This window comes from Micromonospora sp. C97, from assembly GCF_018070385.1.
In the GTDB taxonomy this organism is placed as follows: domain Bacteria; phylum Actinomycetota; class Actinomycetes; order Mycobacteriales; family Micromonosporaceae; genus Micromonospora; species Micromonospora parva.
Genome location: NZ_JAGPXU010000001.1, coordinates 293,616 through 315,382, shown reverse-complemented (window position 1 = coordinate 315,382; position 21,767 = coordinate 293,616). Strand labels below are relative to the sequence as shown.

Genomic DNA, 21,767 nt, shown 5'->3' with positions numbered 1-21,767 from the left:
GAGACCGCAATGACATCCCTGACCGAGAAGCGCGCAGCGCGTACACAGCCTGAGACGCGCACGATCCGTGGCAAGGTACACCTTCGCGAGCACCTGATGGGATGGCTCTTCGTCGGGCCGTTCGGGGTCGTGTTCCTGGCGTTCCTCATCGCGCCGCTGGCGTACGCGCTGTATCTCAGCCTCTTTCAGAAGAAGCTGATCGGCGGCACCAGCTTCGTCCTCTTCGACAACTACGTGAAGGCGTTCACCGACCCGAGCTTCCTGTCCGGGGCGTGGTTCGTCATCCGCTTCTCGCTCGTCTCGATCCCGGTGCAGATCATCATCGCGCTCGCGATGGCGCTCATCCTGGACTCGGTGACCACTCTGTTCGCCCGCTTCTCCCGCCTCATGATCTTTCTTCCGTACGCCATCCCGACGGTCATTGGCGCGGTGATGTGGGGCTTCCTCTACAGCCGGGGCTTCGGCCCGCTCACCGACATCTTCGGGCTCTTCGGCGCCACCGCTCCCGACTTCCTCGGCAGCGACCTGATCTTCTACGGGCTGCTCAACGTCGTCACCTGGCAGTGGGCCGGCTACTACATGATCATCCTGTACGCGGCCCTGCAGGGCGTCGATCCGACGCTCTACGAGGCGGCCCGGATGGACGGCGCCGGACGGTGGCAGATCGCGACGCGGATCAAGATCCCGCTGATCGCGCCGGCGCTGATCCTGATCCTGGTCTTCTCGCTCATCGGCACCCTGCAGTTCTTCAACGAACCGCAGATCCTGCGTTACCTCGCCGCGGGCACGATCGGCTCGGACTTCACCCCGAACATGTACGCGTACCAGCAGGCGTTCTCGCTCGCCAACTTCAACTACGGGTCCGCGATCTCCTTCGCCCTCGGCGGGATCGTGTTCATCTGCGTGTACGCCTTCCTGTTCTTCACCCGCAAGCGGAGGAGCTTCCTCTGATGACCGACCACAGCAGCCTCCGCGCCGGCGCCCGCCGACCGCAGCGCTATCTCCCGATGCAGATCCTGCTCGGCTTCCTGGTGATCTACTTCCTCGTACCGTTCTGGTGGGTCATCGTCAACAGCTCCAAGGACGCGCCCGGCCTGTTCGGCGGCGGCAACACCCTCTGGTTCACCGACCAGATCGACTACCTCGGCAACCTCAGGCAGCTCTTCACCTACGACGGCGGCATCTACCTGCGGTGGATCCTCAACTCCACCCTGTACGCCATCGCCGGCGGAGTCGGCGCCACGGTCCTCGCGGTCATGGCCGGCTACGGGTTCGCCAAGTACCGGTTCGCGGCCCGACGCTTCAGCTTCGCCGTCGTGCTCGGCGCGCTGATGGTGCCCGCCACCGCCCTGGTCATCCCGACCTTCATCATGTTCTCCCGGCTCGGCCTGACGAACACGGTCTGGGCGGTGATCCTCCCGTCGCTGCTCAACCCGTTCGGTGTCTACCTGATGCACGTGTACGCGCGCGACGCGGTTCCCGACGAGCTCCTGGACGCGGCGCGGGTCGACGGTGCGGGGGAGCTGCGGACGTTCTTCCAGATCGCCCTTCCACTGATGCGTCCCGCGGTGGTCACCGTGCTGCTGCTGTCGGCGGTGGCGTCCTGGAACAACTACTTCCTGCCCCTGGCCATGCTCTCCGACAACCGGCTCTTCCCGGTCACCGTGGGCCTCGGCCTCTGGCAGGGAATCGCGTCGGCGAACAACGCGGGAACCACCTCGCTGTGGAGCCTCATCATCCTGGGCTCCCTGGTGTCGGTGATCCCACTGATCATCGCGTTCTTCAGCCTCCAACGACACTGGCGCGGCGGCCTGTCCGTCGGAGGCCTCCGGTAGGCCACGCCACCAGCCAACGCACCACACGCGCATGGATCGCCGCACTGGACGCGGCCGGACGGATGACAGAGAGGTGTGCTGATGTCGACGACGAATCGACCGCTGCGCAGCGGGGAGTGGTTCGGTGCGGAGGGCCGCAACGGGTTCATCCACCGGTCCTGGATGCGCAATCAGGGTTTCGCGGACGACGTGTTCGACGGTCGCCCGGTGATCGGCATCGCCACCACCTGGTCGGAGCTGACGCCCTGCAACGCCCACCTGCGCGACCTGGCCGAATCGGTGAAGCGGGGGGTGTGGGAGAGCGGCGGCCTGCCGCTGGAGTTTCCGGCGATGAGCCTGGGCGAGCCGCTCATGCGACCCACGACCATGCTCTACCGCAACCTGCTGGCGATGGAGTTGGAGGAGTCGGTCCGCGCCAACCCGCTCGACGGGGTGGTCCTGCTCTCCGGCTGTGACAAGACCACCCCCGGTCTGCTGATGGGAGCGGCGAGCGTCGACCTGCCGACCCTGATGCTGACCGGCGGCCCGATGCTCAACGGCAAGTTCCGGGGTCAGGACATCGGCTCGGGCACCGTCGTGTGGCGCTTCACCGAGGAGATGCGGGCCGGCCGGATGACCGCTGCCGACTGCTCCGAGGCGGAGGTCGGCATGTCCCGCAGCCGGGGGCACTGTATGACCATGGGTACCGCCTCCACGATGGCCTGCGTGACAGAGGCGCTGGGCGTGCAACTGCCGGGGGCGGCCGCCGTGCCGGCGGTCGACTCGCGGCGGTACGCGCTCGCGCACGCTGCCGGACGCCGGATCGTCGCCATGGTCGAACAGGACCAACGGCTGTCCTCCGTGCTCACCAGGCAGGCATTCGAGAACGCGGTACGGGTCAACGCCGCGATCGGCGGCTCCACCAACGCGGTCGTCCACCTGCTCGCGATCGCCGGACGCCTCGGCGTCCCGCTGTCGTTGGCGGACTTCGACACACTCACCGCCGACGTGCCGATGCTCGTCAACCTGATGCCGTCGGGGGCGTACCTGATGGAGGACTTCGCCTACGCGGGCGGCCTGCCGGTGGTGATGAAGGAGTTGGCCCCGCTGCTGCACATGGATCACGTCACCGTCAGCGGCAGGAGCGTGGCGGAGAACGTCGACGGCGCCCAGTGCTGGAACCGGGACGTCATCGGCACCCTGGAGGAGCCGTTCCAGCCCGCCGGCTCGGGCACCGTGGTGCTGCGCGGGTCGCTCGCGCCGTCCGGTGCGGTGTTGAAGGTCTCCGCCGCCTCCGCGAACCTCCTCACGCACACCGGCCCGGCGCTGGTCTTCGACCGGATCGAGGAGTACGTCGCCGCCGCCGACGACCCGGACCTCGACGTCACCCCCGACACGGTGATCGTCGTCCGCAACGCCGGCCCACGGGGTTACCCCGGCTTCCCGGAGGTGGGCAACGTGCCCATGCCACGACGACTGCTCGCCGACGGCATCACGGACATGGTGCGGATCTCCGACGCCCGGATGAGCGGCACCGGCTACGGCACCTGCATCCTGCACGTGGCACCGGAGGCGTCAGTGGGTGGCCCGCTCGCGCTGGTCCGTACCGGTGACCTGATCTCCGTCGATGTCCCGACGCGCCGGCTGGATCTCCTGGTCGACGACGGGGAACTGGCCCAGCGCCGCGCCGCCTGGCAGCCTCCGCAGCCGGTGGCCGACCGGGGTTGGGTACGGCTGTACAGCGAGCACGTCCTGCAGGCCGACAGCGGCGCCGACCTCGACTTTCTCGTCGGTGGCAGCGGCAGCGCGGTGCCCCGTCACTCACACTGACGACCACGGACGGACGAGGTCCACGAGGAACTGATCCCATGGAAGAACGGACGGCCCGCCAGTGCGAGTTCACGCAAAGGCCGCTGTGACAGGGGCCGACCGGCCACCGGTCATGGCCGACGTCGCTCGCCTGGCGGGCGTGTCACACCAGACGGTTTCCCGGGTCATCAACGGGGCACCCAGCATCAGGCGCGAGACGCGGGAACGGGTCCTGGAGGCCATCCGTCGGCTCGACTACCGCCCCAACACGGCCGCCCGTGCGTTGGTGCGCGGGCGGTCCGGGATGATCGGCATCATCGGCACGGCCCGGACGCTGTTCGGCCCGACGAGCATCCACCGCAGCGTCGAGGACGCCGCCCGCGCGGCCGGCTACTTCGCCACCTCGGTGAGCCTTTCCGAGGTGACGGTACGGGCGCTCAGCGACGCCACCGAACACCTCATGCGCGTCGGCGTGGAGGGCGTCGTGATGATCGCCGGCAACGACGAGGCTCTCGAGGTGGTGCGGATGACGCGCTCGAGTGTCCCCTTCGTCGTGGTGGAGGGCGACCTGTCCCGGGCCAGCGTGACGGTCGGTGTCGACCAGGTGCTCGGTGCCCGGATGGCCACCGAGCACCTCCTCGACCTCGGGCACCGGGAGATCGTGCACGTGAGTGGCCCGCTCAACTGGGCCGAGGCCCGCGCCCGCCTCACGGGTTGGCGTCAGGCGATGAGCGCGGCGGGCCTGCGCCCGCCGGAGCCGGTCGAGGGCGACTGGCGGGCGCACAGCGGCTACGTCGCCGGGCTGCGGATCGGTGCGATGCGCGCGACCACCGCGGTGTTCGCCGCCAACGACCAGATGGCCATCGGCGTGCTGCGTGCGTTGCACGAGCGCGGCCGGCGGGTGCCGCACGACATCTCCGTCGTCGGATTCGACGACGTCCCCGAGGCGCCCTACCTCATCCCGCCGTTGACGACGGTCCAGCAGGATTTCGACGCTGTCGGTCGTCGGGCTATCACCGCTGTCACCCAGGCCATCGACGACACGGTGCCGCAGCGCCTACCGCTGGTCGTCCCCAAGCTCGTGGTGCGGCAGAGCACGGCGCCGCCGGCCGGGGCCGGCGGCTGACCTGGGTGGGCTACGCGATCGGGCGGGAGCCCCGGCGGATGACCGGGGCCCCCGGCGACGACGATGGTCCAGGTGCTCAGAGGGTGAACACCACAGTGGAGATGCTGCGCGCGCCGACGTTGATGGTGGCCTGACCGCCGTTGACGGTGGTCGGTTGGCTGGCCGCGTTGGCGTTCTGCGAGGTGAGGTAGTGCTCGGCCCGGGTGACGTTCTGCGGTGCCTGGATCACGGCGTTGTTGACCGCGCTGTTCGAGCGGTTCAGGATCACCAGGGTGATCTTCCCGTCGCCCTGGTAGGCGGTCACCTCCAGTGGCGAGGCCTTCGTGCTCTTGGTCAGGGCGACCCGCTGGTAGCCGGGACGCACGTACTTGGCGTACTGGGAGAAGGCGTACCCGCGCTTGAGGGGGGCGCCCGCGACGGTGCCGTACGCCGACTCGCCGTCACCGATGAAGGAGTAGTAGCGCTTGCCGTACCACCAGATGTAGGCGTTCCAGTTGGCCTCCATCGACTTGTGCACGGTGCGCATGATGTCGTCGAGCGTCTCGTTCCAGACCGCCGTGTTGGCGGGGTTGCCCCAGATGTTGGAGCCGCCCCCGTCGGCGGCGTGCAGGTTCCACTCGGTCATCCACACCGGCTTGTTGTGCTGCTCCGCCAGGGAGTACGGCCGCAGTCGGCCCGACTCCTCGGTGCCGTACAGGTGCCCGCCGATGTAGCCGATGTTGTTGCGGGCTGTCGCGTCGTTGAGGGTCGGGTCGGTGAAGGCGTAGTTCATGTTCACCGCTTCGGCGACCATCAGCCTGGTGTTCTGCACCCTCGCGCCCTGGTCGCGGACGAAGGTGCGTAGCTCGGTGCCGCTCCAGTCCATCGAGTCGTAGTCCGGGTGCCAGTCGGGCTCGTTCTGCACCGACGTGACGTCGACGGTCACGCCCTGGCCGCGCATGTACTGCACGTAGCTGTTCAGGTGGTTGGCGTAGTCGTCGTAGTAGTCGGTCTTCAGCTTGCCGCCGTTGACCCGACTGTTGTTCGTCTTCCACGCCGCCGGGGCGGTCCACGGCGAGGCGAGGATCTTCACGTTGGACCCGTACGACTTCGCCGTCTTCAACGAGTTCACGTGCGTGGCCCACTCGCTGGACACCGGTGACAGGCCGGTGCGCACGATGGACAACCCCAACTGGTTGGCGCCCATCCCGACCAGTGTCTGGGTGTCGGTTGTCGACCAGGCGCTGCCCCAGATGGACTGCGCGGCCCCGAAGCCGTCGACGGTCTGGTACCGGGTCGCGCTGTTCACCGTGATGTCGGCCGGCCCGTTCGGGGGTGGAGTGGTGGGCGGCGGGTCCGTCGGCGGGGGCGTGGTCGGCGTCGTGGCGCCGGTGCAGGCCACCCCGTTCACCGCGAAGGTGCTCGGATCGGGGTTGCTGCCGGTCCATGAGCCGTTGAAACCGAACGAGACCGTCCCGTTGGTCGGCAGGGCACCGTTGTAGTCGACATTCTTCGCGGTGACGGCGGCGCCGCTCTGGGTCACCGTCGCGTTCCACGCCTGCGTGACCGTCTGTCCGGCGTCGTAGCGCCAGGTCAGTGTCCAACCCGTCAGCGCGTCACCGAGATTGGTGATGGTGACGTTCGCGCCGAATCCGCCCTGCCACTGCGACGACACGCTGTAGTTCACCGAACAGCCGGCGGCCGCGGCACCCGCCGGCACCGCCACGGCGACCGCTGCCGAGGCCAGCAGGACGGCGCCGGTCGACACCAGGGCGGTGTGTGTCACTCGTCTTCTTCTCATGAGTCTCCTCCGGAAATGGTGGTGGTATCCACGCCTCGGGAGGGCTCGTCTGCGGTGAGATTCAGCGACGGTCGAACGGTGGAGGGTTGGGAGCGCTCCCAGGTGCTGATCCCAGGGAGTTTATTCGTATAACGATTCCTGTCAATGCATCTGAGCCGGGGCCTGCGGGTGCCGTCACCGGCCGCAGGTCCTGCACTGCCCACGTGTGCGCAGGTGGTAGTCGGTGGACGCGACGACCAGACCCAACCCCATGACGAGGTAAGCCGAGATCGCCACCCACAGGAACGCGTCCGAGAACTCGCTGGGCGAGCCCGAGATCACCTGCGCCATCCCCATCCCGAAATAGGCCACGATGCCCGCGCCGAGCCCGAAGCCGGGCACCAGCAGCAGCGGTCGAGGAATCACGCGGCCCGCCACCAGCGGTACCCAACCGGGCCAGACCTCACCCCAGTGGTGCACCAGCGCCAGCGGCAGCAGCACTCCCGCCAGCACCAGCCCGATCTCCAGCCCGAGCAGTGAGGCGTCCTGGTCGACGCTGTCGAATCCCACCAAGAACTGGGCCGCGAACCGGGTCACGAGACCACCCACCGCGGCGTACGCGGCCCAGCGCGCCCACCGCGCGGACGTCGAGCGCCGCGCACCCGGCCGGACGGTCCGGCAGCAGTCCGGGCAGTCGCCCCGGGTGCGCTGCTGGTAGCGCGCGGTGGACAGAGCGAGCAGGACCGCTCCGGTGACACAGCCGAGCCGGCTGGCGAACGCCGTCGGATCGAAGTACGGGCCGACGGTGAACAGCAGGAAGCCCACCAGCTCCGGCAGGAGGATCGCGGCCGCCGCGACGAGCGACCCGGCGACCGTCCAGGCGAGCCCCGCGAGCGCGGGCCGCCAGGTCGGCACCCACTCCAGGGCAACCGCCAGCCCGCCCGCCGCCGCGCACAACAGCACCGACCACCAGCCGGTGAAACCGAGCAGGTCCAGCCCCAGCCGTCCGAACTCCGGAGCCTCGCCGACCGTCCAGGCCAGACGTACGCCCCCGTATGCCACGGCCCAGCCGAGCACTGCGTACGTCAGACCGTGGACGCCCCGACCGCTGATTGGTGTCGATGCCGCCATGCACCCGATCCTTGCGGCGTCCGGTGGCGGGCGAACCCCGCTGGCAGGGGACCGCCCTCCCTCCCGGGAGGGACGGTGCTCAGCTGGACGGTGTGCGCCGTCCGCTCAGCGTGAGCGGGTCGCGCCGCAGGGTCTGCTGTGGAGCGACCGGTGTGGTGCGGATGTCCGACCTTCTATACCGTGGCACGGTCACGGGCGGTCACTTCCTCCACGTGGGCCGTCCCGGGGACACCGTCGCGTACGCATACATATGGGGGTTTCGTCGTGACCATGGAATCGTCGACGAGCGGCCGGCCCGAAGCCGGTGCGGCTGGCAGTCCGCAGAAGATCGACACGTCGGTGCCGCATTCGGCGCGGATCTGGAACTACTGGCTCGGTGGCAAGGACAATTTCGCTGTCGACCGCGAGGCCGGGGACCAGTACCGGCAGGTCTTCCCCGGCGTCGTCGACGTGGCCCGGGCCTCCCGGCAGTTCCTGGTCCGCTCGATCATGTTCCTCGCCGCCGATGCGGGCATCCGCCAGTTCCTCGACGTCGGCACCGGCCTGCCGACCGCCAACAACACCCACGAGGTGGCCCAACGGATCGCACCGGAGGCGCGGATCGTCTACGTCGACAGCGACCCGCTGGTGCTGGTGCACGCCCGTGCTCTGCTGGTGGGCACCGCCGAGGGCCGGACCGCCTACATCGACGGCGACCTGCACGACCCGGCCGCGGTGATCGCCGAGGCCGGCAAGACGCTCGACTTCGCACAGCCGATCGGCCTCATCCTCAGTGGGGTGATGGGCCACGTGCCCGACTACGAGACGGCCCGCTCGATCACCCGGCAGCTGGTGGCGGCGCTGCCGAGCGGCAGCTACCTCTCACTCAACGACGGCACGAGCCTGATCAGCGCCGAGATGCAGCAGGCGCAGGACGACTACAACGACAGCGGGGCGACTCCGTACACGCTGCGCTCGCCGGACCAGATCGCCGGCTTCTTCGACGGGCTGGAGCTGGTCGAGCCCGGCGTCGTGCCGTGCCCGCAGTGGCGACCCGACGACGCGGTCGACACGCCTGTCGACATCGACGCCTTCGGCGGGGTGGGCCGCAAGCGCTGACGCTGTCTAGACGGCGCCGGACAGGTACTCGCGACGACGCCGCGGTTCGAACTTCTCGATCGCGTACCGCAGCATGACCCGTGGCATCACCTGGTAGCGGCGGGCGAGGAACTCCTCCTCCGCCGCTCTGTCCCGGTTGCCCACCTCGCGCAGCATCCAGCCCACCGCCTTGCGGACGAGGTCGTGCGGGTCGTGCAGGAGCCGGTCCCCGAGTCGGAAGGTCCACTCGAAGTCACCGACCTTGATGAAGGCGAACGTCGCCATGATGGCGATGCGGCGGTCCCACACCAGGCTCGACCCGGCCAACCGGTCCAGAACGCTCCGGTCCCTGTCGATCAACCAGGGCCCGACGATGTACGGCGCTGACGAGTCCACCAGGTCCCAGTTGTTGATGTGGCGGGTGTTGGCCAGGACGGTGTCGAAGATCTGGCCGCGTTCCCGCTCGTCGCCAGTGCTGAACTTGCGGACCAGGATGAAGAGCGCGGTCAGCCGCTCCTCGTGCACGTCACCGCTGAGCAGCCGTGTCGTCTCGGCCAGCGCGAGGTCGCGCCAGTAGCGCGCGGCGACCTTGCGCTGCTCCGGCACGGAGACCCCGATGGCCCGGTCACCCTCGCCGTACCCACCGGCGACCATCTGCAGGAACCGGCTCGACGCCTCGGCTCGACGTGGGTCGGCGAGGCTGGCGAGTGCCCGGCGTACGTCGACGCTGGTGACCATGACCGTCAACGCTACCGGGGGTCACCCCGCGCGGCGTAGGCGTCGGAGCATTCCGTTGAGGTCCTGGACGAACAGGTCGTGGCGGAAGAAGTGCCCACCGGCACCTCGCGCCACTACGGCGTCCGGTTTGGGTCGTAGCACCAACTGATGAGGCCGTTCTCGTTCCCCGTGTCGATGGCACGGCCGACATTCGGGGCCAGAGTGAATGCAGCGTCGTCGCGCGGTCGGCGGGGGTCCTGGCACCAAGGTCGAAAGAGGTCATCCGTGAGTGGGGAAGAGCAGCAGAACGGCAAGTGGGCGCCCTGGTGGATCTATGTCCTCGTCATCCTTGGCAGCAACTACGTCAAGCAGTACCTCGTTCAGGACCTGCCCGTGGCGGTCAACGCCGTGATCACCCTCGTGCTCGTCGGCACGCTCTTCCTGATCATCACCGTGGTGTATCGCAGCATGAGACGCGTCGACCGGTAGCGACGTGGAAGCGGGCGCGGTGGGGGTTCTTGTCCTGGAGGTGACCACCGATCAGCCGGCGCTGGCTGATCGACGCGGACGGGGGAACGTCGAACATGTGCGGTCTCCCTGGGGTCAGAGGGTGGTCTCGTTGGGCAGGCCGAAGAAGTCGTGCCATTTGGTGGCGCCGAGGAAGCTGGTGCCGGTGGACAGGCCGACGTGGACGTCGTTGAAGCTGCCCTTGGTGAAGGCGACGATGTCGTCCTTGCCGTCGCCGTTGTAGTCACCCAGGTAGGGGAACTCCCCGGGCAGGCAGAAGAGGTCGTTCCACTTGACTGTGGTGCCGACGAACGAGGTGCCGGTGGAGACGGCGGCGTAGACGTCGGCATCGGCGTTGCAGGTGAACGTGACGATGTCGTCGCGGCCGTCGCCGTTGATGTCCCCGACGCGGGGTTGTTCCGTCCCGACGGCGAACAAATCGTGCCAGGTCTGTGCCGCCCCGAACGAGGCTCCCGTGGACAGGGCGACGATGACGTCCGATGCCGATACCGGGCCCTGGGTGAAGGTGATGATGTCGTCGCGGCCGTCGCCGTTGACGTCACCGAGGGCCGGGTACTCACCGGCGATCGAGAAGTACTCGTGCCACTTGAGCGCTGTCCCGACGAACGACGAACCGGTGGACAGTGCGACGTACACGTCCCCGGCGGCGTCATGGGTGAAGGCGACGATGTCGTCGCGCCCATCACCGTTGACGTCCCCCACCGCGGCGACCTCGGAGTTCGGCGCGAACCAGTCATGCCACTTCGTGGCGCCGGCGAACGACGACCCGGTCGACAGCGCCACGTACACGTCGGCGAGCGAGCCGTGGGTGAACGCCACGATGTCGTCGCGGCCGTCGCCGTTGAAATCGCCCGACAGCAGCGTCTCGTCGTTCAGCCCGAAGAAGTCGTTCCACTTCACCGACGTCCCGGCGAACGAGGAGCCGGTGGACACCGACACGTACACGTCGTTGAGCGAGCCACGGGTGAACGCGACGATGTCGTCACGGCCGTCGCCGGTGAAGTCCGTCGGTGACCCCGCCAGGTACCGGCCGCCCGAGCCGCCGGCGTTGACCAGGGAGATGTAGTAGTTCCAGTTCCAGTTCGGACCGGGGTCGGTGTGATCGTTGCCGGGCATCTCGTTGTGGCCCCTGATCGCCGCGCGGGTCTTCGGCAGCCCGTACCTGTCACAGAGGTAGCGGGTCAGCGCGGCGGACGACCGGTACATGGCGTCGGTGAACCAGGCCGGGTTGTCCACGAACCCCTCGTGCTCGATGCCCACCGCGTACGGATTGGCCGAGCGTGCGTGGTACGCGGTGTCGCCCTCGCGCACCATCTGGGTGATCTCGCCGTTGCTCGATTTCACCACGTAGTGCGCGCTCACCCCCGCCGACGGGTTCTGGAACCAGCTCACCGTGCCGGCGTAGGACCCCTGCGTCACGTGCACCACCACAGTGGTGATTCGTGCCGACCGACCGACCTGGTAGTTGCCGGCGTAGGCGGGCACCCAGCGGGCGGGCGCGTACTCCGGGAGCGCCGCCGCGACGTTCGCCCCGGCGGTGCCCGCGGGGGCGACGCCCGCGTATCGGCCGAGGTCGGGTCGCAGTGGGTGCGCCGCGACAGGTACCGGGCCGGCGGCGATACCGGTACGCAGCAGGTCGTAGACATGGTCGGCGTAGAGCCGGGCGGTCGACGCGTCGACGGCGGCGCTGTACCGCGCCACCACCGGGTACCAGGCGGAGATCCGGTCGCGTGCTGCGCTGGTCAACCCCTCGGCGTCGGCCAGGTCGCGGAGCACCGCCGCACCGCCGCGGACGTTGGCGGAGGTGACCGAGCGCAGGCGGTCGACCGGTTCGCCAGTCAGCGTGGCCGCCCGCTCCAGGCTGTGCTGGGTGGGGTTGCTGACCAGGTGCATGACCCCGTACCCGTTGGCCTGGCTGGGCAGACCGCCGTGCCCGTCCAGGCGGGACTCCCCGTAGGCGACAGCGACCAGTAGGTCCCGGGGCACGTCGAACTCGACGGCGGCCCGGGCGAAGTCAGCGGTGAGCGAGCCAGGGGCCGCGGGTCCGGCCGCGTCGGCCGGCGCGGCCGCGACCTGACCGGCCAGTGCCGCCGTCAGGAGGAGGGCGCACGTGCGCCTGGTCAGTCGCATGAGGTCTCCACTCCGTTGATCACAGCGTCGTCTCACCGTTGAGGCCGAAGAAGTCGTGCCATTTGGTGGCGCCGAGGAAGCCGGTGCCGGTGGAGAGCGCGACGTGGACGTCGTTGGTGCCGCCCTTGGTGAAGACGACGAGGTCGTCGCGGCCATCCCCGTTGGCGTCAGCCAGGTACGGGAACTCGCCGGCCAGGCAGAAGAAGTCGTGCCACTTCACTGTGGTCCCGGAGAAGCTGGTGCCGGTGGAGGTCGCGGCGTACACGTCGGCGTTGGGATCGCAGGTGAAGGTGACGATGTCGTCCCTGCCGTCGCCGTTGATGTCACCGACGCGGGGTTGTTCGGCGCCGACGGCGAACAGGTCGTGCCACTTCTGCCCGGCGCCGAAGGAGCTGCCGTTCGACAGCGCGACGATGACATCGCTGGCGGTGGCCGGGCCCTGGGTGAAGGTGATGATGTCGTCCCTGCCGTCGCCGTTGACGTCACCGAGCGCGGGGAACTCGCCGAACGGGCTGAAGAACTCGTGCCACTTGATGCCGGCGCCGAAGCCGGTCCCGGTGGAGAGCGCGACGTACACGTCGCCGGCGGGGTTGTGGGTGAACGCCACGATGTCGTCGCGTCCGTCGCCGTTGACGTCGCCGACCGCGCCGATCTCCGCGCCGGGCGCGAACCAGTCGTGCCACTTCAGTCCGGCGCCGAACGACGTGCCGGTGGAGAGCGCGACGTAGACGTCGCCGGTGTTGCTGTGGGCGAAGGTGATGATGTCGTCCCTGCCGTCGCCGTTGACGTCGCCGGTGGTGGCGGTCTCGCCACCGAGGGAGAAGAAGTCGTTCCACTTCGCCGAGGTGCCGGTGTAGGAACTGCCGGTGGACGTGCCCACGTAGACGTCGGCGAGAGCGTTCTGGGTGAAGGCGACGATGTCGTCCCGGCCGTCGCCGGTGACGTCGGTGGCGGATCCGCCGGCGATGGCGTGGGTGCGGGCCGCCTCGTTGAGCTGGGCGCGGGCGGTGGTGGCCGCCTGGTCGTACCGGTCGGGGAAACCGGAGCGTTGGACGCACTGGGCGACCTGGCCGGCACTGTAACCGGGGTTGTCCCGGTCGCAGACGATGGCCCGGGTGACGTACTGGGTGCTGGCGTAGACCGGGTCCATGATCTGTTCCGGCGTGCCCCACCCGTAGTCCCAGCGTTGCTGGAACACCCCGAGCGACGACTTGTCGCCACACGGCAGGTTGTTCATGTGCGACTCGACCCAGCCCGCCTCGAACGCGGACAGCATCACCTTGTCGTTGGCGTTGTGGGCCCGGGCGACCCGATAGACGACCACTGTCACCGCCGGGTCGCGGTTGGCGGGGATGGAGGGGCAGGCCAGGGTGCCGACCGGGTCCGCGTGCGCCAGCGTGGCCGGGACCGTCGTGCCAGCGACGCCGAGGGCCGTCAGCAGGGCCAGGAGAGTACGTCTCACGCTGCTCCTCGTCGGGTCGGGGATGGTCAGCTGGTGGCGTCACCAGACCGCCGCTGACCGGGAACCGAATGCTGAGAGTTTCTTCAGGGCGATGATGGCTGTCAATCTTCTATGAAGAATTCCTTCAATGCATCGTTCAGGGCGGGCAGGTATTGACAGTGGCGATCGTCGGCGGGTCTACTCGCCCGCAACCGCTGTCCATCCACACGGCACGGCCGTGACGAGTGCGACAGGAAGGGGCAGCCATGGGGATACGTCGTCGCTCGGTGCTCGGCCACGCCGCCGCGATCGGGGCCGCCAGCGCGGTCGGTTCCGTCGGCGCGATCCTGGCCAGCGCCGCTCCGGCCCAGGCGGCGGTCTGGAAGAAGCGGCTGACCGGCGCGGACCTGGACACCAACAGCCGCTGGCGGGTGGCCGGCACCGATCTGGGCATCCCGTACGTGTTGGAGAACGGGTCGATCGGCTACCTCTTCGGCGACACCTTCGACACGCCGTGGCCCGAGGGCCCGCCCCTGCCGAACGACTGGCGTTCGCCGGTCATGTTGCGCTCCGCCGTCCACCCCGGCGCGCCGGGCGGAATCGTCTTCGACAGCGCCGCACGCGTCGCCGGCAACGGACGGGCACCGGAGCTGATGCACAACGGCCACCACGGCATCGGCATCGACGGTCTTCCCGAGGTGACCGTCATCCCCAACGACGGCATCAGCTTTCCGGAGACCGGTCGGCAGCTCATCTCCTACCTGAGCATCGAGAACTGGAACTCCGCCGGCCCGGCCGGGCCGCACTGGAAGTCGCGCTACGCGGGGCTGGCCTACTCCGACAACGGCAACGACTTCATCCGTACGCCGCTGAAATGGTGGAACAGCCCGGACAACAAGGACCCGTACCAGATGTGGACCATGCAACGCGACGGCGAGTACGTCTACGTCTTCTCGGTCCGGTCCGGGCGGCAGGACGGCCCGATGATGCTGCGACGCGTCCGGTGGGACCGGCTGTTCTACCCCGAGTCGTACGAGGGCTGGGGCTGGAACGGCACCAACTGGGGCTGGGGGAGACCCTGCACAGCCATCCTCACCGGCCGCTTCGGCGAACCGTCGGTGCGCCGGCTGGCTGACGGGACCTGGGTGATGTCGTACCTGAACTGCCAGAACGGGTGCCTGGTCACCCGCACCGCCGCCGGACCCGACCGGGCCTGGTCGACGGAGAAGATTCAGGTGACGAGCTGGCAGGAGCCCGCGCTCTACGGTGGGTTCATCCATCCCTGGTCGAGCCGGAACGCCAACGACCTGCATCTGATGGTCTCGAAATGGACCCGCACCCCGGACGGCCGCAGCACCGCCTACCACGTCAGCCAGTTCACCGGCACTGTGTGACGGGCCGTTTACCGACCGCCGTCGAGGCTCAGGGATGGGCTGCTCCGGCCCCCTGAGCTGACCGGCGCAGCCGTGGGCCGCCCGGGACTGAACGGGGTGTGAGCGGGTGATTCAACGGGTAGCACCAAGATTGCTGAGGACCGCCCGGAGCGGAGCTGCGTTGGGCACCTGACGAGGTGCCGGCCATGCCGGAACCCCCGTTCCGACGGATGCCGACCGAGGAGGGCACTGCGATGACGCAGCCGACGAAGGACCCCGCCGACGCGTTGGCCGAACTGGGCCGGGTCAGACTCGACGAGGTCAGCCTCGATGACGTGCTGCTTCGGATCGCCGAGCTCGCCAAAGGGAGCATTCCCGGGACGAGGGAGGTGACGGTCACCCTGGTACGGGGTCGGGTCGGTTGGACCGGGGCGTTCACCGGCGAGTTGGCCCGTCAGTTGGACGAGTGGCAGTACGAGCAGCACCGGGGCCCGTGCCTGGACGCCTCCGCCAGCGGTGACACCATCTCGGTGCCGGACATGGCCGCCGAGGAGCGCTGGCCGGCCTGGGCGGAGAGGGCTCGCGCCGCCGGCGTGCAGAGCTCTCTCTCGATCGGGCTTCCGATCCAGGGGTCGGTCGTCGGTGCGCTCAACGTCTACAGCGATTCGGTGGACGCGTTCGACCCATCCTCGATCGCCAGCGCCGAGGGCTTCGCCGCGTACGCGGCGGTGGCGCTGGCCAACGCCCACCTGTACGAGAACGCCGCCACGTTGGCGGCGCAGATGCAGGAGGCGATGCGGAATCGGGCGGTGATCGAGCAGGCCAAAGGGATCATCATGGGGGGACGGCGGTGCTCGGCGGAGGAGGCGTTCGCGCTGCTGTCCAAGATCTCCCAGGACACCAACCGGAAGGTGCGCGAGGTCGCGGAGGCGCTGGTCGCCCAGACGGTGGGTAACACCCGCGGGTGAGTATCGGCCGTTGCCGGCGGGCAGGGCCGCCCACACGGGGTGGGCGGCCCTGTCATCCCGGTCAGCTCTCCGAAGGCTTGCGCACCGCGTCGCGTACCCGGTCGACGACCGCCAGCACCGGGCCGGCGGCCAGGTTGCCCTTCGCGGACTGGGCGCTGGGATGTGGCCGGGTCGGCGCGGATGCCTCCGCCGCCCGAACGGCCGTGGCGAGGCTACGGAGCCGATCGACCGGTACGTGCTGGCGAAGCTGGGGGAACTCGTAGCGCTCCTCGTGTCGGGCGTGCAGGAGCACCGCCTCGCGCAGCAGGACGATGCCGGTGTCGAACCCGTCGGCGTCGACGCCACCCTCGATCAGGGCTTGCAGGGTCTCCTTCGCCTGCCGTTCCTCGTCGAGCCGGTCGTCGACCATCGCGTCACCGCCCCCACCCGGCAGTGTCCGGGCGAGCGGGTGGATGACCTCCTCCTCGGCGGTCTCATGCGCGGCGAGGAGCTTGACCAGATCGTCGAAGGCGTCCCGCTGGGTGTCGCCGGTGCCGCCGATGACCAGCAGGAAGAGCTGTTCGATCTGGGCGTGCTGGGCGAGCAGCAGGTCTACCACGTCCTCCTCGGGCCCTGGCGTGGCCGGGGTGCCGGCGTCAGGCATGGCTTCCTCCCTTGGTGCGCAGGGCCTCGACCGGGTGTGGACCCTCGGTCTCGATGCGGTACTCGTCGCCGAAGCGTTCCCGATGCAGGTCGATGACCTGCTCGCTCGGCGGCTGCTGGCCGTCGTGCAGTTGCTGCTGCATCCACTCGAAACGCTCGTGGGCCTCGCGGACGTAGCCTTCGCCGAGCTTCGTCAGGTCCATCTGGGTGTCCAGCAGGTGGCGCAGGTAGTCCTTGTTGGGCTCGAAGGTCAGCGGCTCGGGGAGACCGACACTGCCGACGATCTCCTCCGGCTCCCGGCCGTCGTGCCGGCGCAGCAGGTCGGCGGCCTGCTGCAGGTGGGCCAGCTCCATCTGCAGGTGCAGCTCCCAGATCGCCTTGATCCGCGGGTCGCTCTCCTGCTGGAGGAAGGAGTAGTACAGCCAGCACTCGTTGTACTCGTGGGTGAGCAGCCGCTCCCACCAGTTCTCGCCCGGGTCCAACAGTGACTCGTAGTGGGTGACGTGCTCCTGCTCGATCAGGCTGATCTCCTGGTAGAGCTGGCGCGCGATCGGCTCCATGTACTGCGGGCCGACGTTCATGTAGTAGAACATGACCTGCTGCTCGGCCGAGAGGATCGTCAGCGCGTGCAGCTTCGAGCGCGGGTCCACCGAGTTGCGGTCGTAGGGGGTGCGGATCTCGTCGAACGGGTGCCGGTGCTCCAACACCGTCGGCCGGCCCGGCATGACCTCGGTGAGCCCGTCGACGATCTTTTCCGCCTTACGACGCTCGACCATCTCGTAGAGGTTGGCGTAGCGGTACAGATGGTCGAAGTCCTCCAGCACACCGAACTCGTACGCCTGCTTCAGGTAGGGATCGGGCTCGTGGCGGGCCACCCAGGCGGTGAGGTCGACGGCGACCTGCTCGTAGCCGAGCGTCGTCTCCAGCACGCTGGCGACACCGGGCAGCAGCCAGTTCACCACCCGCTGCTGCTGGCTCTCCACGTACCGGACATAGGCAAGTTGCCGACGGACCTCCTGGTCCGGACAGTTGCGGGCGAACTGGTGCTGGAAGTTGATCGCCTCCACCTCGATGCCGTTCATGGTGATGATCCGGCACCGGGTGTACGGGTCGACCGCCTCCGGATCGATCGGCTCGACGTTCAGCTCACGCCAGTTGCGGAGTTGGTTCTCGAGCGGAATTCCCTTGTGGTCCAGTGGATTGAACATGTCTCTCCTTGATCGGGGGAACTGTCGCCGCGCGTCTAGGGCTGGTCGGCGACGGACGGGCTGAGGGGCTGATGTGGCGGTGCGGCACGGCGGGGCGGCGGCGCGACGACGCCACTGATGCGAGCACCGGTCGGGGTCGACGTGTCATCACGTTCGAGATGCCGCAGCAATCGGGTCACGCCGAGGACACGGAGAACGAACGGCGAGGGATCGCGCAGCGTCAGCCGGCCCCCGGCCTGGGCGGCCAGTTGACCGGACCGGAGCAGCGCGCTGATGCCGTGGGCCCCGAGGAAGCGAACTGCCGACAGGTTCAGGGCGATCCGTGGTGTGGGGGCGCGGCACAGCTGCTCCACCAACTCGATGAGGAGGTGGGCGTTGCTCATGTCCATCTCGCCGACGACGCTGATCACACTGACCGGGCCGTCGTGGCTCATCGTCAGCGACAGGATCGGCTCGACCAGGACGGTGCCCTGATCATTCAGGACGTCAGGTGACACCGGCCGGGAAAGGGGGGTTTGGTCGATCACATGCTTTCTCCGCCCTCGACGAGGGTGGCCGACCTGTCGTGCGCGTGCACGAACAGGACTGACCACTGGAGGGCGCATGTCTTGACCCAACCGCCACCGTACCCGCCCCGAACGGTGGTAAACCAACTGGCCTCCGGCCGAGACGTCCGCCGACGACTCGCGGGTGTGGACGTCGGCCCGGCGGGTAGGGCTGACTCATGCTGAAGCGAGCGGTGTGGCAGGGACTGGTGGCGGGCCTGGCCGGAGCGCTGGTGATGACGGCCGCGGAGAAGCTCGAACAGCGGGTGACCGGCCGCCCCGACTCCTACGTGCCGGCCCAGGTGCTGGCCAGGCTCACCGGCCTGCCGGAAGGGCGCCAGCCCCGCTGGCAGAACCTGACCATGCACTACGGACAGGGCGTACTGGTCGGGGTGCTGCGCAGCGTCATGGCGCAGGCGGGGCTGCGCGGCGTCTGGGCCTCAACGATGTTCACCGCGCTGCGCCTGAGCAACGACCAGATCCTGGAGAACGCCACCGGCGTCGGGGCGCCGCCGCTGACCTGGCCCCGGCCCGAACTCGCCATCGACATCGTGCACAAGTCCATCTACGCGTTCGCCACCGGTGTGGTGGCCGACGCGCTCGCCGCTCGCGACGGGGCAGGCCCCGGGCAACGACACGCGGCGCTGCGCCCCGGTCGCCACGCGGACGTCGGTCCGCTGGATCGGGTGGCGGCACGTCGGGCCTAGCCGCGCCACGCAGGAGCCGCGCGCAGCCAGGAAGCTGCGAGTCGGGCCGTGGGGTGCTTAGCTGCACGGATGATCCCACCCGTTCCTCTCGGCACGTGGCCCACGCCGGTGGAGGCCGCGCCCCGGCTCGCCGCCCGGCTGGGGCTGGCCGAGCTCTGGTTCAAACGTGACGATCTCACCGGCCTCGGTGGCGGCGGCAACAAGATCCGTAAGCTCCAGTACACCTGCGCGCAGGCGATCGCCGTCGGCGCCGGCACGGTGATCACCTCGGGTGCGCCGCAGAGCAACCACGCCCGGCTCACCGCGGCCGCGGCCGCGCGGCTCGGCCTCTCCTGCGTGCTGGTGCTCGCCGGCCCGCCCCCGCCGACCCCACGAGGAAATCTGCTGCTCGACGCGCTCGCCGGGGCGCAGATCGTCTGGGCCGGGGACCGGCCGCTCGCCGAGGTGGTGGCGGTCGAGGCGGAGCGACGCTCGGCGTACGTCATCCCGTTCGGCGGCACCTCCACGGAGTCGGTCCAGGCATACGTGGACTGTGCTCGGGAGCTGCGTACCCAACTGCCGGCCATCGACGGGGCCGAGGTCGTGGTGGCGCTCGGCTCCGGCGGGTCGATGGCCGGCCTGGTGCGGGAGTTGGGCGCGCAGCGGGTGATCGGCGTTGACGTCGGTGCCGTGCCGGACCCCCGGGCGACAGTCGCCGGGCTGCTCGTCGGCGAGGTCGAGCCAAACGCGCTGCGGATCGACGGCTCGCAGGTGGGTGCCGGGTATCGCACGTTGACCGACGCCGTGCGGGCGGCGCTGGAGATCACCGCCGGTACGGAGGGGATCTTCCTGGACCCGACGTACACCGGTCGGGCGATGGCGGCGCTGCTGGCCGGCAGCTTCCCGCGCGGCGACCGGCTCGTCTTCGTGCACACCGGCGGGCTACCCGGACTCTTCGGCCACCCCGAGCTGTAGGGGTCATTCGGGCCAGGCGGAGTCCTCGATGACCCGGACGAAGTCGATGTGGCGGTAGCCCGGCACCCGGTGCTCCAGCACGTCGCCGTTGACGGTCCCGAAGGTGGTGTCCGGCCGGTGCCGGAAACCAGCGGCGAAGGCGTCGACGATGGCCCGCTTGAAGTTCGGCCGCGGGTGTGCGGCGGTGACCGCCGCGATGTCGGCCGGGGTCAACTCGTGGTAGCCGATTCCGAGCACGTCGGTCTCGACGCCCGCGGTGACCAGGGCGACCTCGGGCTCCAGCCGGTACGGAACCTCGGGGGTGGTGTGCAGGGCGATCCCCTCCCAGACGAGCCGGGCCTCGTGTTCGCCGATGCCGTTCGACAGCAGGAAGCGGCGTGCCTCGTCGGCGCCGTCGAGTTCGAAGCGCTGATCGTCGCGGCGGTAGCGTTCGGTCAGTCCCAGGTCGTGGAACATCGCTCCCACGTAGAGCAGTTCGGGGTCGGCCGTCAGGCCGAGCCGCCGACCCTGCAATGTGCCGAAGAGGAAGACCCGCCGCGAGTGATGGAACAGCAGGTCGTCGGTGGCCTCGCGGACGAGTTCGGTGGCGTCGGTGGCGAGCCGCGAGTCGGGGATCCGGACGCCGGCGATCGTTGTGTGGCTCATCACTGTCCTGTCGGTCGGGAGCCCGGCCGGGCTCCGGTGCGTCAAGCGTCACCCGCTGGACCGGTCAGCCGCCCTGTCCTGTCTGCCATGCTTCCCTCAGATCAGGACATCACCGGAGGGGGTCGGCGGGTGGGTAGCGCGACGGCAGGGGTGCACCGGGTCACCGCCCTGGTCTTCGACGGAATGACGATGCTGGACCTCGCCGGACCGTTCGAGGTCTTCGCCGAGGCCGCCAAGTTCGGCGCGCGCTACGAGCTGGAGGTGCGCTCCGGTGACGGCGCCGCCGTCCGTGCCTCGACGGGTCTACTCGTTCAGGTCGACGGCGCGGTCGACGCGGCGACCGACGTCGGAACCGCCCTCGTGGTCGGCGGCGACGCGTTGGCGGTGCGCCCGATCAGTGCCGACCTCACCGCCGCCGCCGCCACGCTGTCCCGCACCGCCGGACGCACCGCCGCGGTCTGCACCGGCGCCTTCGTCCTGGCCGCCGCCGGCCTGCTGGACGGTCGGCGGGCGACGACGCACTGGCAGCACGCCCGGTTGCTGTCCGCCGCCTTCCCGCAGGTCCACGTCGAGAGCGACGCGATCTTCGTACGGGACGGGACGATCTTCACCTCCGCCGGCGTGTCCGCCGGCATCGACCTCGCGCTCGCCCTGGTGGAGCGTGACCATGGTGCGGAGATCGCCCGGTCGGTGGCCCAGTCGCTCGTCGTCTTCCTGCAACGGCCGGGCGGCCAGTCGCAGTTCTCGCCGTCGCTCGCCCTGCCCCGACCCCGCACTCCGGTGCTGCGGCAGGTGATCGACGCGGTGGCAGCCGACCCGGCCGACGACCATTCGGTGCCGGCCCTCGCCGCCCGGGCGCACGTGAGCCCCCGTCACCTCTCCCGGATGTTCCGGCAGGAGCTGGGCAGCAGCCCCAGCAAGTACGTGGAGGGCGTGCGGGTCGACGCGGCCATCCGGTTGCTGCACGCGGGGAAGTCGGTCACCGCCTCCGCCCGACAGGTCGGCATCGGCAGCCCGGAGACGTTGCGCCGGATGTTCCTCGCCCGGGTGGGGGTGTCGCCCCGCGCCTACCAGCAGCGCTTCCGAACGACCGAGCGGGACTCGACGACGGTGCCGGATGACGGGGGCCGGCCGGAGCACTGACCCGCGCACCACCGTCCGGTGCGCCCGAGCCCGGTGCCCTCCGGTGCGAT

The 21,767-nt window shown here is 69.4% G+C and carries 20 protein-coding genes; 11 read left to right on the top strand and 9 right to left on the bottom strand.

Features of this window, described 5'->3' with window-relative positions:
- The first annotated feature begins 96 nt into the window (after nt 1–96).
- The 4 genes from KBX26_RS01330 to KBX26_RS01315 all read left to right on the top strand — a co-directional run bounded on the left by KBX26_RS01330 (nt 97) and on the right by KBX26_RS01315 (nt 4,749).
- Complete coding sequence (locus tag KBX26_RS01330; protein WP_245233584.1) at nt 97–951, top strand: carbohydrate ABC transporter permease; 855 nt, start codon at nt 97–99, stop codon at nt 949–951.
- On the top strand, nt 951–1,835 hold the full coding sequence (locus KBX26_RS01325; RefSeq protein WP_030330592.1) for a carbohydrate ABC transporter permease: 885 nt from the start codon (nt 951–953) through the stop codon (nt 1,833–1,835). The genes KBX26_RS01330 and KBX26_RS01325 overlap by 1 nt, the downstream gene beginning before the upstream one ends.
- Before the next feature lie 81 nt (nt 1,836–1,916).
- A complete protein-coding gene (locus KBX26_RS01320) occupies nt 1,917–3,644 on the top strand; it encodes an IlvD/Edd family dehydratase (RefSeq protein WP_030330589.1) in 1,728 nt (575 codons plus the stop codon).
- A 112-nt stretch (nt 3,645–3,756) separates the two neighbouring features.
- On the top strand, nt 3,757–4,749 hold the full coding sequence (locus KBX26_RS01315) for a LacI family DNA-binding transcriptional regulator (RefSeq protein ID WP_030330588.1): 993 nt from the start codon (nt 3,757–3,759) through the stop codon (nt 4,747–4,749).
- A 76-nt stretch (nt 4,750–4,825) separates the two neighbouring features.
- Here KBX26_RS01315 and KBX26_RS01310 read toward each other — a convergent pair whose 3' ends face one another.
- Together KBX26_RS01310 and KBX26_RS01305 are read right to left on the bottom strand one after the other, a co-directional pair.
- Nucleotides 4,826–6,529 carry a cellulose binding domain-containing protein gene (locus tag KBX26_RS01310; RefSeq protein WP_210864483.1) on the bottom strand — a complete coding sequence of 568 codons (1,704 nt, stop codon included), beginning with the start codon at nt 6,527–6,529 and terminating at the stop codon, nt 4,826–4,828.
- Between the two features lie 174 nt (nt 6,530–6,703).
- Nucleotides 6,704–7,639 (bottom strand): hypothetical protein, encoded by a 936-nt coding sequence (locus KBX26_RS01305; protein ID WP_210864482.1) that lies wholly within the window; start codon nt 7,637–7,639, stop codon nt 6,704–6,706.
- A 264-nt stretch (nt 7,640–7,903) separates the two neighbouring features.
- On the opposite strand from KBX26_RS01305, the gene KBX26_RS01300 reads away from it, so the two are divergent.
- Complete coding sequence (locus KBX26_RS01300) at nt 7,904–8,737, top strand: SAM-dependent methyltransferase (protein WP_374224179.1); 834 nt, start codon at nt 7,904–7,906, stop codon at nt 8,735–8,737.
- Between the two features lie 6 nt (nt 8,738–8,743).
- On the opposite strand, the gene KBX26_RS01295 is transcribed toward KBX26_RS01300, so the two are convergent.
- Nucleotides 8,744–9,454: a DNA alkylation repair protein gene (locus KBX26_RS01295; protein WP_210858003.1), complete on the bottom strand. Its 711-nt coding sequence runs from the start codon at nt 9,452–9,454 to the stop codon at nt 8,744–8,746.
- A gap of 264 nt (nt 9,455–9,718) precedes the next feature.
- On the opposite strand from KBX26_RS01295, the gene KBX26_RS01290 reads away from it, so the two are divergent.
- Nucleotides 9,719–9,922: a hypothetical protein gene (locus tag KBX26_RS01290; protein ID WP_030330579.1), complete on the top strand. Its 204-nt coding sequence runs from the start codon at nt 9,719–9,721 to the stop codon at nt 9,920–9,922.
- A gap of 114 nt (nt 9,923–10,036) precedes the next feature.
- Here KBX26_RS01290 and KBX26_RS01285 read toward each other — a convergent pair whose 3' ends face one another.
- Both KBX26_RS01285 and KBX26_RS01280 read right to left on the bottom strand, forming a co-directional pair.
- Nucleotides 10,037–12,091: an N-acetylmuramoyl-L-alanine amidase gene (locus KBX26_RS01285; protein ID WP_210864481.1), complete on the bottom strand. Its 2,055-nt coding sequence runs from the start codon at nt 12,089–12,091 to the stop codon at nt 10,037–10,039.
- Between the two features lie 19 nt (nt 12,092–12,110).
- Nucleotides 12,111–13,553 carry a VCBS repeat-containing protein gene (locus KBX26_RS01280; protein ID WP_210864480.1) on the bottom strand — a complete coding sequence of 481 codons (1,443 nt, stop codon included), beginning with the start codon at nt 13,551–13,553 and terminating at the stop codon, nt 12,111–12,113.
- A 245-nt stretch (nt 13,554–13,798) separates the two neighbouring features.
- Between KBX26_RS01280 and KBX26_RS01275 the strand changes: the two genes are divergently transcribed.
- Nucleotides 13,799–14,926 (top strand): DUF4185 domain-containing protein, encoded by a 1,128-nt coding sequence (locus KBX26_RS01275; protein ID WP_210864479.1) that lies wholly within the window; start codon nt 13,799–13,801, stop codon nt 14,924–14,926.
- Between the two features lie 233 nt (nt 14,927–15,159).
- Nucleotides 15,160–15,873, top strand: a complete 714-nt coding sequence (locus tag KBX26_RS01270; protein ID WP_210864696.1) for a GAF and ANTAR domain-containing protein — start codon at nt 15,160–15,162, stop codon at nt 15,871–15,873.
- A gap of 61 nt (nt 15,874–15,934) precedes the next feature.
- Here the strand turns inward: KBX26_RS01270 and KBX26_RS01265 are convergent, their stop codons facing one another.
- From KBX26_RS01265 to KBX26_RS01255, 3 genes are read right to left on the bottom strand one after another with little or no spacing between them, the layout of a single operon-like run.
- Nucleotides 15,935–16,516, bottom strand: a complete 582-nt coding sequence (locus KBX26_RS01265) for a hemerythrin domain-containing protein (protein WP_210864478.1) — start codon at nt 16,514–16,516, stop codon at nt 15,935–15,937.
- The gene (locus KBX26_RS01260; RefSeq protein ID WP_210864477.1) at nt 16,509–17,723 is read right to left on the bottom strand and encodes a hypothetical protein; all 1,215 of its coding nucleotides are present in this window, start codon (nt 17,721–17,723) and stop codon (nt 16,509–16,511) included. Before KBX26_RS01260 ends, KBX26_RS01265 begins: the two co-directional genes overlap by 8 nt.
- A gap of 35 nt (nt 17,724–17,758) precedes the next feature.
- Nucleotides 17,759–18,328 carry an STAS domain-containing protein gene (locus tag KBX26_RS01255; protein WP_081883774.1) on the bottom strand — a complete coding sequence of 190 codons (570 nt, stop codon included), beginning with the start codon at nt 18,326–18,328 and terminating at the stop codon, nt 17,759–17,761.
- Nucleotides 18,329–18,447: 119 nt separating this feature from the next.
- On the opposite strand from KBX26_RS01255, the gene KBX26_RS01250 reads away from it, so the two are divergent.
- Together KBX26_RS01250 and KBX26_RS01245 are read left to right on the top strand one after the other, a co-directional pair.
- Nucleotides 18,448–18,975, top strand: a complete 528-nt coding sequence (locus KBX26_RS01250; RefSeq protein WP_030330569.1) for a hypothetical protein — start codon at nt 18,448–18,450, stop codon at nt 18,973–18,975.
- A gap of 69 nt (nt 18,976–19,044) precedes the next feature.
- Entirely contained in the window at nt 19,045–19,929 is an 885-nt protein-coding gene (locus tag KBX26_RS01245) for a pyridoxal-phosphate dependent enzyme (RefSeq protein WP_210864476.1), read from the top strand.
- 3 nt (nt 19,930–19,932) lie between these two features.
- On the opposite strand, the gene KBX26_RS01240 is transcribed toward KBX26_RS01245, so the two are convergent.
- Nucleotides 19,933–20,574 carry an HD domain-containing protein gene (locus KBX26_RS01240; RefSeq protein WP_030330566.1) on the bottom strand — a complete coding sequence of 214 codons (642 nt, stop codon included), beginning with the start codon at nt 20,572–20,574 and terminating at the stop codon, nt 19,933–19,935.
- Between the two features lie 87 nt (nt 20,575–20,661).
- Between KBX26_RS01240 and KBX26_RS01235 the strand changes: the two genes are divergently transcribed.
- Nucleotides 20,662–21,717, top strand: coding sequence for a GlxA family transcriptional regulator (locus KBX26_RS01235; RefSeq protein WP_081883773.1), 1,056 nt, complete (start codon nt 20,662–20,664; stop codon nt 21,715–21,717).
- Nucleotides 21,718–21,767: the final 50 nt, after the last annotated feature.